Annotated in this window: 16 protein-coding genes and 1 pseudogene; 9 read left to right on the forward strand and 8 right to left on the reverse strand. The window is 59.2% G+C overall.

The genetic code is table 11. The annotated features are described in order from the left end of the window. Nucleotides 1–66 precede the first annotated feature (66 nt). Entirely contained in the window at nt 67–591 is a 525-nt protein-coding gene (locus AB4O35_RS16550; RefSeq protein ID WP_065945924.1) for a GNAT family N-acetyltransferase, read from the forward strand. On the opposite strand, the gene AB4O35_RS16555 is transcribed toward AB4O35_RS16550, so the two are convergent. Beyond that, nucleotides 538–1,743 (reverse strand): MFS transporter, encoded by a 1,206-nt coding sequence (locus AB4O35_RS16555; protein ID WP_065876006.1) that lies wholly within the window; start codon nt 1,741–1,743, stop codon nt 538–540. The two genes, AB4O35_RS16550 and AB4O35_RS16555, sit on opposite strands and share 54 nt — an antisense overlap. Before the next feature lie 118 nt (nt 1,744–1,861). Here AB4O35_RS16555 and AB4O35_RS16560 point away from each other — a divergent pair, with 118 nt between their 5' ends. Both AB4O35_RS16560 and AB4O35_RS16565 read left to right on the forward strand, forming a co-directional pair. After that, nucleotides 1,862–2,761, forward strand: a complete 900-nt coding sequence (locus AB4O35_RS16560; RefSeq protein ID WP_065876007.1) for a LysR family transcriptional regulator — start codon at nt 1,862–1,864, stop codon at nt 2,759–2,761. A gap of 89 nt (nt 2,762–2,850) precedes the next feature. Next, complete coding sequence (locus AB4O35_RS16565) at nt 2,851–3,624, forward strand: DUF2242 domain-containing protein (protein ID WP_065876008.1); 774 nt, start codon at nt 2,851–2,853, stop codon at nt 3,622–3,624. 1 nt (nt 3,625) lies between these two features. Here AB4O35_RS16565 and aceE read toward each other — a convergent pair whose 3' ends face one another. Then, entirely contained in the window at nt 3,626–6,286 is a 2,661-nt protein-coding gene (gene aceE, locus AB4O35_RS16570; protein WP_065876009.1) for a pyruvate dehydrogenase (acetyl-transferring), homodimeric type, read from the reverse strand. 145 nt (nt 6,287–6,431) lie between these two features. Between aceE and AB4O35_RS16575 the strand changes: the two genes are divergently transcribed. After that, nucleotides 6,432–6,902 (forward strand): MarR family winged helix-turn-helix transcriptional regulator, encoded by a 471-nt coding sequence (locus tag AB4O35_RS16575; protein ID WP_065876010.1) that lies wholly within the window; start codon nt 6,432–6,434, stop codon nt 6,900–6,902. 63 nt (nt 6,903–6,965) lie between these two features. Here the strand turns inward: AB4O35_RS16575 and AB4O35_RS16580 are convergent. From AB4O35_RS16580 to AB4O35_RS16600, 5 genes and pseudogenes are all read right to left on the reverse strand, one after another. Further along, nucleotides 6,966–7,971, reverse strand: a pseudogene (locus AB4O35_RS16580) (transketolase-like TK C-terminal-containing protein). A 333-nt stretch (nt 7,972–8,304) separates the two neighbouring features. Beyond that, entirely contained in the window at nt 8,305–9,333 is a 1,029-nt protein-coding gene (locus AB4O35_RS16585; protein ID WP_065945925.1) for an AraC family transcriptional regulator, read from the reverse strand. Continuing rightward, nucleotides 9,330–10,460 (reverse strand): carbon-nitrogen hydrolase family protein, encoded by a 1,131-nt coding sequence (locus tag AB4O35_RS16590; protein WP_065945926.1) that lies wholly within the window; start codon nt 10,458–10,460, stop codon nt 9,330–9,332. Before AB4O35_RS16590 ends, AB4O35_RS16585 begins: the two co-directional genes overlap by 4 nt. 337 nt (nt 10,461–10,797) lie before the next feature. Continuing rightward, a complete protein-coding gene (locus AB4O35_RS16595; protein ID WP_460149116.1) occupies nt 10,798–11,181 on the reverse strand; it encodes a hypothetical protein in 384 nt (127 codons plus the stop codon). Further along, on the reverse strand, nt 11,178–11,492 hold the full coding sequence (locus tag AB4O35_RS16600; protein WP_236708867.1) for a zinc-binding dehydrogenase: 315 nt from the start codon (nt 11,490–11,492) through the stop codon (nt 11,178–11,180). The genes AB4O35_RS16595 and AB4O35_RS16600 overlap by 4 nt, the downstream gene beginning before the upstream one ends. A gap of 461 nt (nt 11,493–11,953) precedes the next feature. On the opposite strand from AB4O35_RS16600, the gene AB4O35_RS16605 reads away from it, so the two are divergent. Then, a complete protein-coding gene (locus AB4O35_RS16605) occupies nt 11,954–12,391 on the forward strand; it encodes a GNAT family N-acetyltransferase (protein WP_065876014.1) in 438 nt (145 codons plus the stop codon). A gap of 71 nt (nt 12,392–12,462) precedes the next feature. On the opposite strand, the gene AB4O35_RS16610 is transcribed toward AB4O35_RS16605, so the two are convergent. Continuing rightward, the gene (locus AB4O35_RS16610) at nt 12,463–12,759 is read right to left on the reverse strand and encodes a hypothetical protein (protein ID WP_256577107.1); all 297 of its coding nucleotides are present in this window, start codon (nt 12,757–12,759) and stop codon (nt 12,463–12,465) included. Here AB4O35_RS16610 and AB4O35_RS16615 point away from each other — a divergent pair. From AB4O35_RS16615 to AB4O35_RS16630, 4 genes are all read left to right on the forward strand, one after another. Further along, the gene (locus AB4O35_RS16615; protein WP_056861407.1) at nt 12,739–13,446 is read left to right on the forward strand and encodes an efflux RND transporter permease subunit; all 708 of its coding nucleotides are present in this window, start codon (nt 12,739–12,741) and stop codon (nt 13,444–13,446) included. The two genes, AB4O35_RS16610 and AB4O35_RS16615, sit on opposite strands and share 21 nt — an antisense overlap. 303 nt (nt 13,447–13,749) lie before the next feature. Beyond that, complete coding sequence (locus AB4O35_RS16620) at nt 13,750–14,343, forward strand: fasciclin domain-containing protein (protein WP_012724510.1); 594 nt, start codon at nt 13,750–13,752, stop codon at nt 14,341–14,343. A 55-nt stretch (nt 14,344–14,398) separates the two neighbouring features. Next, nucleotides 14,399–15,034, forward strand: a complete 636-nt coding sequence (locus AB4O35_RS16625; protein WP_043205415.1) for a sigma-70 family RNA polymerase sigma factor — start codon at nt 14,399–14,401, stop codon at nt 15,032–15,034. Next, nucleotides 15,031–15,705, forward strand: a complete 675-nt coding sequence (locus tag AB4O35_RS16630) for an anti-sigma factor (protein ID WP_012724508.1) — start codon at nt 15,031–15,033, stop codon at nt 15,703–15,705. The genes AB4O35_RS16625 and AB4O35_RS16630 overlap by 4 nt, the downstream gene beginning before the upstream one ends. Nucleotides 15,706–15,796: the final 91 nt, after the last annotated feature.

The following is a 15,796-nucleotide window of genomic DNA, read 5'->3' on the forward strand; positions in this document are numbered from 1 at the left end:
AGTCCGGGGGTTTTTTTATGTGCGCTAGACTGGGCATTCACTGTCGCGGACCAAGGAGTTTTCAGCGTGTTCGATCAAGGAAGTGAGGGGGTGGTGATCCGCCGGGCCAGTGTGGCGGATGCCCCGGCGGTTTTGCAGGTGTTCGACGAAGTGATTGCCTGGTTCGTGTCCATCGGCAATAACGGTCAATGGGGAACCGAGCCTTGGTCGGCCTCGCCGCGGCGGGTTGCGCAAGTAACCGATGCCTGCGCGATGCCGGGTGCGTGGGTGGTAGAGGAACACGGCGGCCGGGTCCTGGCCGCACTCGTGTTGGGCGAGCCCATGGCTTATGTGCCCGCAGCGACAGAGCCGGAGGTCTATGTGCGGCTGCTGATCGCTGCGCGGGATCAGCGTGTACGGGGTATCGGTCGGCGCCTCATGGCCTTCGCCGACGACCGTGCCCGTGCTGCGGGAGTGAGGCGTTTGCGTGTGGACTGCTACGGCGGTGGGACCGGCGACCTGGTGCGGTTTTATGAGTCCTGTGGCTATGAGCGCATTTCAACGTTCGACCTGGAGGGATGGCCGGGCCAGTTGTTGGGGCGCAGCCTGTAGAGCGCCGGCCAGGGCCAGCAGCATCAGCAGCACAACCGCCCACGGAAATGCGCCGACACCCCACCCCTGGAGCAACACGCCGCCTGCCAAACCGCCGCCCGCGATGCCCAGGTTCCAAACGGTCACCAGCATCGACTGCGCGGCATCCGCCGACTCGCCCGCCGACTTGGCCAGCGCTGTTTGCAGGAGCGCGGGCAGTCCGCCGAAGGCCAGGCCCCATAGCGCGACGGCGGTGTAGATGACCGCTGGCAGGTCAATCCAGAACGCCAGCGCAAAGGCGATCAGGCCAAACAGCGCGCAACTGATCAGCAACAGTGCGCGCAACCACCGATCAATCAATACGCCGGCCAGCCAGATGCTCAATAATGCGGCGAGGCCGAACACCAGCAGCAGCCGGTCGATATCCGCAACAATTCCCGCCGGTACCAACAGCGGGGCGATATAGGTATAGAGAATGTTATGGGCCAGCACGTAGGTGAAGGTCACCCACAGCACCGGACGAATGCCCGGCAATGTCAGCACTTGATGCAGCCCCAAACGTTTTCCGCCGCGTTCGCCGGCAAAATCCGGAAGCTGCCAGCGCGCCCAGATCAGTAGCACCAGGGTCAGCCCGGTCATGATCGCAAAACTCAGGCGCCAGCCAACCGCGGCGCCCAGAAAGGTGCCGGCGGGTACACCCAATGACAGCGCCAACGGGGCGCCCAGCATTGCCACCGCAATCGCCCGGCCCTGCAGATGTGGCGCAACCATTCTGCTGGCATAACCCGCCAGTAACGCCCAGAGCAGCCCGGCGAATACGCCGGCGAAGAAGCGCGCCACCAAGGTCAGCCCATAGTGGCTGGAAAGGGCGGTCACGCTGTTGACCAGCGCAAAGCCACCAATGGCCACCAGCAACAAGGGCCGCCGTCGCCAGCCTCGCGTCAACAGCGTCAACGGGATGGCCGCCAGCAGTGACCCCAGGGCGTAAAGCGTAACCAATTGGCCAACCAGCGCGGGCGAAACGCCCAGGCCTTCGCCCATCTGCGGCAGGAGCCCGGCAGGCATGGCTTCGGTGAGGATGGTGATAAAGCCGGCACTGGCCAGGGCCAGCAAGCCTGCCATCGGCAGTGTTTCAGGCCGGGTTGTGACGGGGGAATCGGTGAGGGAGGTCATCGCGCTCTGTCCATGCAAAAGGTCGAGCACGCAGAGTAGGGGGCTGTGGTCGGCGCAAAAACAGGCTAAGGTTCCGAACTTATCGGACCTTAGTGTCCGCAATCTTCAAAGGCCCATCATGGACAGTCTTGGCAGACTCTCGGTATTCGTGCAGGTGGCGGAGACTCGCAGTTTCACCGCCGCCGGGCGTGCGCTGGGGGTGTCGTCTTCGGCCGTAGGCAAAAGCATCGCGCGGATGGAAGAGCGCTTGGGTGTGCGGCTGTTTCACCGCAGCACCCGCAGCATCACCTTGACCAGCGAGGGCGCGCTGTTCCTTGAGCGTTCGCGGCGTATCCTTGCCGAAGTCGAGGCCGCTGAGCGCGAGCTGACCGAAGCCAGCGCCACGCCTCGGGGCAAGCTGCGCATCAGCGTGCCGCAAGTGCGTGGTTTGTTGATGCCGGTGCTCAGCGATTTTATGCGGGCCTACCCGGATATCGAGCTGGATGTGGATTTTTCCGACCGCATGGTGGACGTGATCGAGGAAGGTTTCGACGCGGTTATTCGCACTGGCAAACCGGAAGATTCGCGCCTGATGGCCCGTCATCTGGGGCATTACCAATTGGTGCTGGTCGGTACACCGGCTTATTTTCGCCAGCATGGCACGCCGAAAGAGCCGCAGCAGTTGAGCGAGCATGCCTGCCTGCGCCACAAGTTCTGTACCACAGGCAAACTGGAACCTTGGCCGCTGCGCATCGCCCCCGGCGCCTCGGAACCCTTTTTACGCGCGCCTCTGGTCAGTACCACCATCGAGTCCCTCAACCATGTGGTGCACGAAGGGTTGGGTATCGCTTGCCTGCCGGACTATATGGTCAACCGCGCTGTGCGCGAGGGGCGCCTGCAACGGGTACTGGATGACTACCTTGAACACCGGGGCAGTTTCTGGATGTTGTGGCCATCAAGTCGCCATGCGTCGGTTAAATTGCGCGTATTTGTTGATCACATGTGCGCCGGGCTTTTTCCTACAGGTGGCGTCTCATAGGGCTGTGACGTTTTACCGACAGGAATGCGCGCGCCAAGGCCTCGTTCTGTTGCACAATACGGCCCTGACTGTTTTCCTCGGGATTTTCAATGTCGACATCATTTTACTTGCGTGGCCTTGGGGTGGCGCTGGTGTTGGCGGGCGCCGCGGGCTGCTCGTCACCCAAGACCGCTATCTATGAACATGAGAGCTTCGACGACTCCGGCACGTTTTCACGGGATTACCCGGTCAGTGATGTCGCCGCGTGCGAAGCTGCGCGGCGTGCCCTGCTGAGCCAGGGCTACATCATCACCAGTAACGATTCGAAAGTGGTCGTGGGTAACAAGAGCTTTCAGCAGACGGGCGAGAGCCACCTGCAGATCAGCTTCAACGTGGTGTGTGCCGATGATGGCAAAGGCACCAACCATTCAACGATGTTTGCCAACGCCTTGCAGGATCGCTACGCGCTGAAGAAGGTCAACAACTCCGCGAGTGTGGGGGTGGGTGTGCTGGGGTCCGTGTCGATGCCAATCGGCTCTACCGATGACTCGATGGTGAAGGTGGCCAGTGAGACCGTGTCCGCGCCGAAGTTCTATGATCGTTACTTTGCGCTGGTGGATGTGTTCCTGCCGCAAGAGGTGAAGAAGGCCGAGAATATCCCTGAGAAGCCGAAGGCTGACCTGGGGGTGCCGGAACCTAAAGCCGCCCCGGCTGCCGAGAAGGTCGAGCCGCCGAAGGACGCGCCTGCCGCTTCACAACCCGTCACGCCGCCTGCCGAGGCCGCGCCGATTGCCCCGCAAGCAGAGCCTGCACCGGCTGCCACCAACCCGGAGTTGCCTGCGCCGACCGAAGCGATTCCGCCCCTGCCGACGCCTGCACAGTAACTCAGACCGCTACGGGGTTCGTCTTGTCGACGTTGATCCCGTAGCGGCTGATTGCCTCACTGACTTTATCGCGACCGATCACACCGTCATCCGCCAGCGCCTTCAAGGCCGCCAGCACGATGAAGTGCCGGTCCACTTCGAAAAATGCCCGCAGGGTTTCTCGGGTATCCGATTGCCCGAAGCCATCCGTACCCAGTGCCACAAAGCGCCGGCCAGGCACGAAAGGGCGGATCTGATCGGCGAATAGCTTCATGTAGTCCGTCGCCACCACCACGGGTCCCGTTTCACCGGCCAGGCATTGCTCCACATAACTTGGCCGTGGCTCGCTCTCCGGGTGCAGCAGGTTCCAGCGCTCGGCCTCATGGCCATCGCGACGCAATTCGGTAAGGCTGGTTGCGCTCCACACGTTGCTTTGCACGCCAAAGTCTTTCTCCAGCAATTCAGCCGCCGCCATGACTTCCCGCAGGATTGAGCCACTGCCCATCAGTTGCACCTGGGCCTGCTCGCTGGCATTCAGTCGGTACATACCCTTGAGAATTCCATCTTCCACGCCATCAGGCATCGCCGGGTGCGGGTAGTTTTCGTTGAGCAGGGTGATGTAGTAGTAAATGTCCTCTTGGTCGACATACATCCGCCGCATGCCTTCGCGAATGATCACCGCCAGCTCGTAGGCAAACGTCGGGTCGTAAGACACACAGCACGGAATCACCGACGACAGGATATGGCTGTGCCCATCGTCATGTTGCAAGCCTTCGCCCATCAGCGTGGTGCGGCCGGCCGTGGCGCCGAGCAGGAAGCCGCGCGCCCTTGCATCGCCTGCCGCCCAGGCAAGGTCACCGACGCGCTGGAAGCCGAACATGGAGTAGAAAATATAGAACGGAACGGTCATCAGGCCGTGGTTGCTGTAGGACGTACTCGCCGCGATCCATGAGGAAATGGCGCCGGATTCATTCAGGCCTTCCTGCATGATCTGTCCGTCCTTGCTCTCCTTGTAGTAGCTCAGTTGCCCGGCGTCCTGTGGGGTATAGAGCTGGCCGACGGCGGAATGGATACCGATCTGACGGAACAGGCTTTCCATGCCGAAGGTGCGCGATTCATCTGGCACGATGGGCACGATCAGTTTGCCCAGGTGCGGGTCCTTGAGCAGGGTGCCAAGGATGCGCACGAAGGCCATGGTAGTGGAGATCGCGCGTTCGCCGGTGTCTTTAAGCTGGGTGGCAAAGGCGCTCAGTTCAGGGATTTGCAACGATTCGACCGCACTGTGTCGCGCCGGTACGTAGCCGCCGAGGGCCTGGCGGCGTGCAGCGAAGTAGCGGGCTTCTTCGCTATCCGCGGCAGGCTTGATGTATGGGATTTCGGCGAGTTGGTCGTCGGCCACTTCCAGGCCGAAGCGGTCGCGGAAGGCTCTTACAGCGTCGGCGCCCATTTTCTTGAGTTGGTGGTTGATGTTCTGGCCTTCGCCAGCTTCGCCCATGCCAAAGCCCTTGACGGTTTTCGCCAGGATCACGGTAGGTCGGCCGTTGTGGCGCACGGCGGCGGCGTAGGCGTTGTAGACCTTGTCCGGGTCATGCCCGCCCCGTGAAAGTTTCCAGATATCGTCGTCGGACATGTCCGCAACCAACGCCAGCAATTCCGGATATTTGCCGAAGAAATGTTCGCGCACATAAGCGCCGTTCTGGGACTTGTAGTTCTGATAGTCGCCGTCCACGCATTCCATCATGCGCTGGCGCAGCAGGCCGCTTTGATCTTTTTCCAGCAGCGCGTCCCAGCCACCGCCCCAGATCACTTTGATCACGTTCCAGCCAGCGGCGCGGTACAGGCTTTCGAACTCCTGGATCACCTTGGCGTTGCCGCGCACGGGGCCGTCCAGGCGTTGCAGGTTGCAGTTGACCACGAAGATCAGGTTGTCGAGTTTCTCGCGACCCGCCAGGGAGATGGCGGCCAGGGATTCCGGCTGGTCCATTTCGCCATCACCGAGGAAGGCCCAGACTTTGCGCCCTTGGTGCTGCTTGAGGCCGCGCAATTCCAGATAGCGCATAAAGCGCGCCTGGTAAGCGGCGGTGATCGGGCCGAGGCCCATGGACACGGTGGGGAATTGCCAGAAGTCCGGCATCAGCCGTGGGTGCGGATAGGACGAAATGCCCTCGCCACCGGCCTCGCGGCGGAAGTTGTCGAGTTGCGCTTCGCTGATGCGGCCTTCCAGGTAGGCGCGGCCGTAAATGCCAGGGGAGGAGTGGCCCTGGATGTACACCAGGTCGCCGTCAAAGGTATCGGTGCGCCCACGGAAGAAGTGATCGAAGCCTACGTCATACAGCACAGCAGCTGACGCATAGGTCGCAATATGCCCACCAACGCCGGAGTGTTTGCCTGCACGCAATACCATCGCCATGGCGTTCCAGCGAATAAACGCATTGGTCCGGCGTTCGATGGCCAGGTTGCCAGGGTAGGGCAGTTGGCGGTCCACCGGGATGGTGTTGACGTAGGGGGTGGTCACCCGCCCATAGAAGTCGCCATGCCGCGCCACGTCGAAATCCAGCAACTGATCGATCAAGTAGTGCGCGCGCGGTCGGCCTTCGGTGGACAACACCGATTCGATGGACTCCAGCCACTCGCGGGTTTCCTGTGGATCGTCGTCGCGTCTGACTGCGTTGTTCGGGGTCATGTGGAGCTCCAGGGTAGGCGGAATTCAAGTGGCGGGCTCTTTGTGGGAGTGCCGTCAATGTAATTGCAATTGCAACTACATAGCCGAATCTAGCGCGGGATGAGCTACTATTGCAACCTTCTTGAAATCCCTCGGATGGTGTTGCATGTCGTCGAAAGAGCCTGATGTATGGTTCCGTTTTGTCAGGGCCCACAGGACGGTCATCCGTGAAATCGAACGCCGCCTGGCCGAGGCGAACCTGCCGCCCTATGCCTGGTACGACGCATTGTGGGGCCTGGAAAGCGGCCCCGATGGCACCCGCCGCATGCACGAGCTGGCGGATGTGCTGGCCATCGAGCGCTACAACCTCACGCGCCTGGTCGACCGCCTGGAAAAGGATGGCCTAGTCGTGCGTTCGCGCTCCGATGGCGACGGCCGCGCGGCGTTTGCCTCGATCACCGATGCCGGCCGGGTGTTGCGTAAAAAAATGTGGAAGATCTACGAAAGCACGGTGGATGAGTTGTTCCTGTCGCAGATCGAACCGGAGCAGCGCCAGGGGTTTGCGGATGCGTTGGAGCGCACGGCGGGGCTGGCGATGGAGGCCGGGGTACAGACCCGCAGCCGGCGCAAAACCTGAAACTCAGTGGAGATCCAATGTGGGAGCAGGCAAGCCAGCTCCCACAGTTGACGGCGTTCCAATTCATTTGAGCGGGTACCGGGCCATCGCTGTTTCCACCTGCTGAAGATCAATACGCCCCTCATCCGCCAGCGCCCTGAGCGCCATCACCACAATCCAATACCGACTCGGCGCCCCGGCCTGCACCGACCCGGCCCCCAGCGCCACAAACCGCGCATCCGTATGAGCGGCCAACTGATCGACAATCGCCTGCGGATATCCGGTGACAGCAATCACCGGCGCCGCAGTTGCGGCCAGGCATTCACGCAGATGGCAACTGCGCTTGGGCGCTGTGGGGTGCAGCCGATTCCAGCGTTCAGCCGCTGCAGCCTCACGCGCCAGTCGCGTGTAACTGGGGCAACTCCACACCTGCGCCGTGATGTCCCAGTCCTGCTTCAATAACCGTGCGGCATGCAGCACGTCTTCCAGTGCCCGGCCCGCACCGAGCAAACGTACGTCGCCCGTGTGGTCACGCTTGATCGGGTACATGCCCTTGAGCGCGTCCTCGCGATCCTGCGCGCTCAGCACCCCCTGCGCTTTGCTGATCATGTAACGCCAGGTAATAAAACCCCGGTTCACCGTCGACATACAGCGTGTGCAAGCCTGCCAGCACAATCGCCCGGGCTTCTTCACCGGAAGCCGGGTCGTACGGCGTGCAACGTGGATGGGTAGCGAGCCACAGCGGCAGGGAAGGTTGTGCACCTTTGGGCCAGGGCGAAGGCTGGTTTTCGATGTCGTTGCACAGGATGCCGCGCTGCTGGGTCACGTCCGCCAGCGCACTCAACTGTGCCGATGATTGCGCACTGTGCAGGTACAGCAAGGGTTTTTCGACGGTATTGCGCGCAAACCAGCTGGGCCAGTTCCCCACGCGCCGGGAGCGTGACTGGCCGCGAATCACCCACGCCTGTCGGCTGGATTCGAGCGTGTTGGCCATGGTCATCACGGTGTACAGCGGTGAGTTGGGAGCGTCTTCTGCGGCGCTCAAAACGTCGATGCAGCGTTGCGCGCAGTCGAGGGTGGAGGTGGGCATGGGCGAGTCACCTGGTCACGGATGCGCCTACCCTAATCGAATCCATTATGTGATTGCAATTGCAATGATTGCAATCGCACCTCAAGTCCTGGCGGCTAAATCCATAAAGCGCTGCTACGTTTAATCCTGGAGTGCAGGAACGTCATGGCGCAGACATTTTTTCGTCATCACGGCACTTTAGGCTGTTGATGAATGTCATTTGTTTGCAACCGCTGTTAATTCAAAAAAGGAGTCCCCCATGGACGATTACCAGGAAGAGCTGCTCGAGTACCAGGCCTTTGAATGGGACCCGCTGGAACCCGCAGACGATGCAACCGAGCTGTAAGACCGACTTCAGGCGGAATGCCGCTGACTGCGGCGAAATTCCCCTGGGGTCTGGTTGTTCCACCGCCTGAACGCCCGCTGGAAGGCTTGGGCGGAGGCAAAACCGAGCAAGTAGGCGATCTCGCCGAACGCCAGTTCCGTATCGCGAATATAGGTCATGGCCAGGTCGCGGCGGGTATCGTTGAGAATGGCGCGGAACTGAGTGCCTTCTTCGGCCAGTTTGCGGCGTAGCGTCCAGGTCGGCAGCTTCAAGCGTGCCGCCACTTCTTCCAGGTCGGGTTCCCGGCCACCATTGAGCATCGGCCCGAGCAACCGGGTAATGCGCTCGCGCAGGCTGCGGGTGCGAGTCAATTGCTCCAACTCTCTCTCACAAAGTTGTAACAACAGGTTCCAGGTACTTGGGCAGTGCTGCGGGTTGCGCAGGGCCAGGGTTTGCTGGTTGAGGCGCAATTGGTTGGCCTCGGCGCTGAAGTGAATGCCTCCGAGCGCGTTGTACTGATCGGCATACACCGGTGTTTCAAATTCGATGTCGATGCGTTGTGCCTGCACCCGGTGTTGGGCCAGGCTCGACAATTGATGCAGCCAGCCGGCGATGATCGAGTCGACCACAAAGCGGTTGAAGGCGTTGTAGGGGCTGATGGAGTAGAAGCGCAGCCAGGCGCCTTCGGCATCTTCGACAAAACTCGACTGCCCGCGATAATTGGAGCCGTACAGTGCTTCGAAGCGCGTCAATGTGCGCGCAGCCTCGCGTACGTTGGGCGCCTGGGCGGCGGTGACGCCCGCGAGCCCTGCCTGGCTCAGGCGGCTGAACTGGCCCATGCGCAAACCCAGGCCCGGGTCGCCGGTGAGCTGGATGGCCGCATGGCCAAGGCGCATGTAACGCGGGATCGACAAGCGTGCACCGGCCTCGGCGAGGCGCGCCGGGTCGAGGCCGTATTGCAGCAGCAGCGGCTGCGGGTCCAGGCCGTGGCTGTGGATGGCATCCGCCAGGGTGTGCACGAAGCCCACCGACAGGTCCCCCAGCCGTACGGGCTTCACAGCCAGATATTCAACAAGCGCGCACCACGGGCGTCGCTATCTGCGCTGATTTGCCCGTTGCTGCTGAGGAAGCTATGCCCAGCGGTGCCCAGGTCCCAGAATTGTCCACGCAGGAACACGCTCATGCCGGCGCTTGCCTGACTGACGGGGGGCTGGCTGATCAGCGTGAGACGGCGCCAGGCTTCGCCTTCACTGAGTTCTTCGGGCTTGAGGCTGATTTCAGTCGGGGTGGACACGCTTTTGAAACCGCGCCATGGGCCGTCCCAGGTGTCACGTCCCAGCACAAAGGCCGGCACTGCGATCAACTGCGCGCCGTGTTCGTTGAGTTTGCGGTAGTTTTCCGGGTACCAGCTGTCGCTGCCCACCAGCACGCCCAGGCGACCGGCCGGGGTGTCGACCACGCTGACGACGTTTTCATCACCTGGTTCGATAAAGCCACGTTCATCGTAGATCGGGTAGAGCTGACGCTGCGGCTCGCCGACGGGCAAACCGTCGGCGCTGAAGACCACGCTGGCGTTATACAGCGCACCATGGCCGACCTGCAGCTGTCCCTGACTGACGCTTGGGTTGGGCAGGGTGATGGAGCCGGCCACCAAGGTCACGCCAAACTCCTTGGCCAGGCCGCCAAACAACACCTGATAGTCCCGCGCCATGCCATCGGCTTTCATGCGCAGGTAGGCGTCGTCGGTGCGGTTGTCGCCCGTGGCGCTGATCCACGCGCGCGCAAACATCAGTGGGTTGCTGACCGACAGCCAATTCATCGCATCTTTCGCGTGGAGGGCTTGGTAGACCTCGTTCTTCTCGCCTATGAGCATCAGCCAGGTGCCGATATGTTCGGGCAGTACCACGATGGTCTTGTCGTTGATCAGCCCTTGGTCGCGGGCTTTTTGCAGGTAGGCCGACAGCTTCAGGTGCAGGCGTTCCAGGCTCTGGTAGTCGGCCGGAAACAGCTCCGGCTGGATGCCCAGCAAGTTGCCACGGTCAGCCGGCAGGCCTTCGTTGACGGCGAGGGTGATGCGCAGGTCCGACAGGTAATGCGCCACGGGGCGCTCCTGGGTCCAGACCAGATACGCGGCGACGGCGGCAACCAGGGCCATGGAGACGGTAAAAGCGAGAAGTTTACGCATGGGGCAACAGACAACAGACCGTGTGCAGGCGTGGGTAATCACTCATTATGAGATTTTGCCCGACGGCATATCAATCAGTTACGGCTAATCTTTCAGATTAAGTGAGTTTTTTTTTGCAGCTACTCTGACTTTCTCGCCGAACTTGAGCTTCACTTATGGAATTCGCAGTGATTACGGGATCTCAAATGACACAAGCTCCAGAAGCCCTCGCACGCAGTTGTTGCCTAAGGCTCATCGCCTCTCGATAGGCCGACTTTTCGGTTCAGTGCCTCACGCAACCAAAGTCGCCGGTTGCTTTTTGAAGTGGAAAAGGCGCTACAGCCAAAACAACCGATGCTCAGTACGGGAAATATTCAGCGCCCAGTTCTGTGCCCAAACGCTCTTTAAAAGCTGAAGAAAGTTTGTTTACCGCGCTCAACGGACCGTGGTGAACGCCAACGGCGACGATTTCTCCTTCCAAGCCTCGTGTCAGTGTCACCACACCGTGCACGGCGACGTTGCCGAACGCCTGCGCCTCATATTCGAACAGTTCCCGATTCCCGAAGCTGGCACTGAAGGTAACCGAGTGAGTCTCATACAGCGCGCCAGCGGCCTGTATGACTTTGATGATCGCATCCCTCCCTACGACCGTACGTTCGAGTACTGACGAAATCATGGTCGCGTCGGTCGCTAACTGGTTTAACCACGGGGGAGTTAGCGACGGGGTGGATGGCGCGCTCATGGTGTGACCCTCAGCACGACCTTGCCCGATGTGCTTCCTTGCTCCACCAGCGCATGCGCCTGTGCGCCTTCGCTAAGTGGCAATTCGTGGCTAACGTGTGGCGTCAATTGGCCGGACCCCACCCACGCCGCCAACTGTTGCAGACCCGCTCCATCTGGCTCTACCGCAACGCTAGAAAAGCGCAATCCGGAAGCAGCCGCCAACGCGGGCATGTGAGCATGACTGAGGCCCATTGACGTCACTACGATGCCGTTCGGCTTGAGCACCGACAACGAACGCTCGGCATACCCATTGCCAACGGTATCGAACACCAAAGCATGCCCTCAGATGTGCCCCCAATGTAGCAATCCACTGGAAGTGAATGGAGCTCCATGGTTTGTGGAGGGGCAAAAATGATCAGATGAACAGCCAGCCCGACGAGGCCTAAAGACTCCCAGGATAGCCAAAAAACATTTTTACTAGGCTCTAAAGCGGTATTTACAGCCAGAAAAAATAGAATTATGCCCCCATTTTTGCCCCCATTTGCACTGGGTGTGCGAGCGATCGCGAGTGGCGATTTATGACATGGATCTGGGTGGCAGTGGCTGGTATTCAGTGCGCCTCCGGATACTGGATGAGCAACCCGAATGTGGCAGGTCCGTGGTCGTTCGGAAACTGCCGACACAGCGGGCAAGTGAGATTGGGGAGTTGTTGCCACACGATTGGAGCCACCCTTGATAGCCCAGATATGTAAGGATGCTTTCATCACACGGATGGAAAAAAGGAAGATGCCATGGACGCAGTAATCCGGCTTGCCAAACTTGCCGATATCGATGCGATTTTTAAGATTCGAACCAGTGTTCGGGAAAATCACTTATCTCAAGATCAGTTAACGGAGATAGGCATAACGCCTAAAGCTATAAGTCAGGCAATTTCAGAGAATCCGTGCGCTTGGGTCGCGGAGGTCAGTGGCGTTCCAGTCGGTTTTTCGATGGTCGATATTGAAGATGGTTGCGTATTCGCGGTCTTCGTCTTGCCGGAATTCGAAGGGTACGGGTTGGGGCGCAATCTGATGCACAAAGCAGAGTCTTTTCTATTTCAACGCCATCAGAAGATATGGTTAGAAACCGCTGAAGCAAGCCGTGCGAGCGGATTCTATAGAAGCCTTGGCTGGCAGCCCGTGAAGAACCTACCGGAAGGTGACATTCGTTTTGAGAAGCAACTGAAGTAAAGCGAGAATAAAGGTATCGAGACGGTTAGATGGGCGCCCGGCCAATTGCGCAAGGTGTGTTTGGCGGACGCTTACGAAGCAGCAACAGGCCATCGCCCAATCGACCCTGGTAATCCACCGTCCCACGGCTGGGCGTAAAGGTGCAGGCCATCGACGACGTGCTTTACGACGCCTTCGGTCAGCGACAGATTGCGATAATTTTTACCCAGCTTGATCAGAACCACGTGTTCCTTGAACTCGACCCGAGCTGGTAAACATCCGCCGCCACTCTTGAACATTTGTTTGTCCGCGCAAGTTCCGGCGCCATGGTGCCACTGAGCCTGCTGGCCAGCGTCAAGACCGAATAAGTGCCGATCATCATCAACCATCAGGGCGTGTTCCCGGCCATTACCCTGTCGTTCGACCTCGCGCCCGGCCATGCCCTGAGTGAAGCGGTCACGGCGATCAATCAGGCGTCCCTGGCCGTCGCAATGCCCGATACCGTGCTGGGTAGTTTCCAGGGCGCCGCTCAGGCCTTCCAGGATTCATTAAAGTCACAACCCTGGCTGATTCTCGAGGCGATCCTCACGGTTTACATCGTATTGGGTGTGCTGTACGAGAATGCTATTCACCCGTTAACCATCATATCTACCTTGCCGTCAGCTGGTTTCGGGGCACTGCTGGTATTGATGCTCTGTGGTCAGGATCTATCGGTGCTGGGGATGATCGGCATGATTTTGCTGATTGGTATCGTCAAAAAGAACGCGATCATGATCGTCGACTTCACGTTGCAGGCCCAGCAGCAGGGCCTGTCGCCCCGAGATGCGGTGCGCGAAGGTTACCTGTTGCGCTTGCGGCCGATTCTGATGACCTCACTGTCTGCCTTGCTGGGTGCCTTGCCGCTGGCGTTCGGGCACGGTGCCGGCTCCGAGTTGCGCCAGCCATTGGGCATCGCAATTGCCGGTGGCCTGGCGGTGTCACAGATTCTGACGCTGTACACTACGCCGGTGGTTTATCTATGGTTTGAACGCTGGCGTCGAAAAACACTGCTCGACCGCGCTGAGGTTACGTTTTGAAACCCTCAACTGCCCAAAAAACTCTGCACCCGGTCGGGGTTTTGCAATTAAAGCCATTCTGACTTGTAACAACCAACCCATAGTTAGCGGTGACGAAAGGCAGAAATCGGCCAAAAGCAGCCGTGCACAAAAAACACCTTCTAGCTGGAATATGGCCACCTTGCTTAAGAAGCAGTGGTCACTGGATCGCGTAATTTCCAGATCACAAAAAAACTGAGGTACTGCATCCATTCCGAACGCCGCCACGTATATCAAACACGGACAGACCTTCCTGGCCGAATCTCCTCATAAAGGATCATCGCGATGAAAAGCATTTCGATCAAAACGCCATTGATAGTCGGCCTCCTGACCTTGGCGGCAGGTAGCGGCTTAGTGTTCAACGCGGCACAGGCAGCGACGATGAGCCACGACAGCGTAATGGTAGGCGGGCAAAGCATGTTGCCGAGCAAGGACATCGTTGATAACGCAGTAAATTCCGCAGATCACACGACCCTGGTCGCCGCTGTCAAAGCTGCCGGTCTAGTCGACACTCTCAAGGGCAAAGGTCCCTTTACCGTGTTCGCACCGGTCAATTCAGCCTTTACTGCTTTGCCCGCCGGAACCGTCGATACGTTGCTGAAGCCGGAAAACAAGGCAACCCTCAGCAAGATCCTCACTTACCACGTTGTGAGCGGCAAACTGGACATGGCCACCCTTGCCGAAAAGATCAAGGCCGGTGGCGGTAAGGCCGAACTTACCACTGTCTCAGGAGGCAAGCTGTGGGCAATGATGAATGGCCCGCACAACATCACCATCAAAGACGAGAAGGGTAACGTCGCCGACATCACCACCTATGACGTGTACCAGTCGAACGGTGTGATACAGGTCATCGATAAGGTGCTGATGCCGAAAAGTTGACTGACATCGCCGGTCGCCATCCGCAGGATTGGCGAGTTTTCCGAGGAGCCCACCCGTGAATGGAACAACAGCGCGCTGTGGGCTAACCTCTGGCTGCAATCGACATTTAGCACCTCACGACTTAATCGTTTGGAGAAAGGCTATTCCAATCGCCGACATCGACCAACTCAAACACCTTTTAGCCCAGTGCTCCCTGGGTGATCGACGCGCATTTGAAACGCTGTATCGTAGCGTGAGTCCGCGCTTGCACGGCGTGGCTTTGCGGCTCATGGGACGTTCGGATCTCGCTGAAGAGGTGCTGCAGGAAAGTTTTGTGCGCATTTGGAACAATGCTTCACGCTACCAATCCCACCTGTCCGCGCCGATGACCTGGATGATCAGCATAACGCGAAACCAGGCCATCGACCAATTGCGAAAATATCGCGACCGTCCGCTGAATGATCTCGACGCGCAGATGTTGGTCGATGACAGCCCCTCGGCACATGAGCAACTGAACAGTTCCCGTGAGGCCAGCACATTACATCGGTGCCTGGATAAGCTAGAAGGGATGCAACGCCAGTCGATCACCATTGCCTACTTTGGGGGACTCTCCTGTTCAGAGTTGGCCGAACACCTTTCAGCACCGCTAGGGTCGGTGAAGTCTTGGATACGCCGGGGCATGGAGCATCTGCGCAGGTGCCTTGAGTCATGAACTACCAAACTCCAAGTATGCGTCGCGCACTTGCCGCCGACTATGCCATCGGGTTGATGCCGCACACCGCACGCCGGCGCTTTGAGCAACTTTTACTAAAAGACTCGGAACTTCGCGCGGAACTTGCGCAATGGCAGGAATGCCTCATGAGCCTCACTGAGGCTCTGCCTGAACAACCTGTACCGGATCGTGTTTGGCGCAAAGTTACGGCTCGCATAGATCCGCAAACAATGCAGCTGCCTATGAAACGGCCTCTCTGGAACTGGCTCCGAATGACGATCGCAGCATGTTCACTCGTAGCAGCAGTATCGCTAAGCGTTATCTACAGCCGTGACGATGTACGCTACGGTGCCACGTTGTATAGCGCTGACGCACAGTCTTGGATGAGCATTGAAACGCGAGAGGACTACCTGAGAATCAAACCGCAGGCGTTAGCGAAAGTTGAAAAGGGTCGTAGCCTGCAAATGTGGCTTATTCCGCTAAGTGGCAAACCCGTGTCCCTTGGGGTGATACCGCCAGGTGGAGATGGGGAGATTAAGTTGGCCAGCGCGCAGAAAGCTCTCATGGGTGAGTCAAGCACTTTGGCCGTCAGTCTTGAACCCGATGGCGGATCGCCGACAGGACAGCCGACAGGTCCGGTGCTTTACCAGGGCGCGCTTACGGTACTGTAACTCCGTGGCGGTAAGTCTTTAAATCTTTTCGTGAGTAAACGACTCAATGATCGGTCGTCCAGAGTTCGAAGCCAGCTCAACCGACTCATGA

This window comes from Pseudomonas sp. H1_A03, assembly GCF_054685145.1.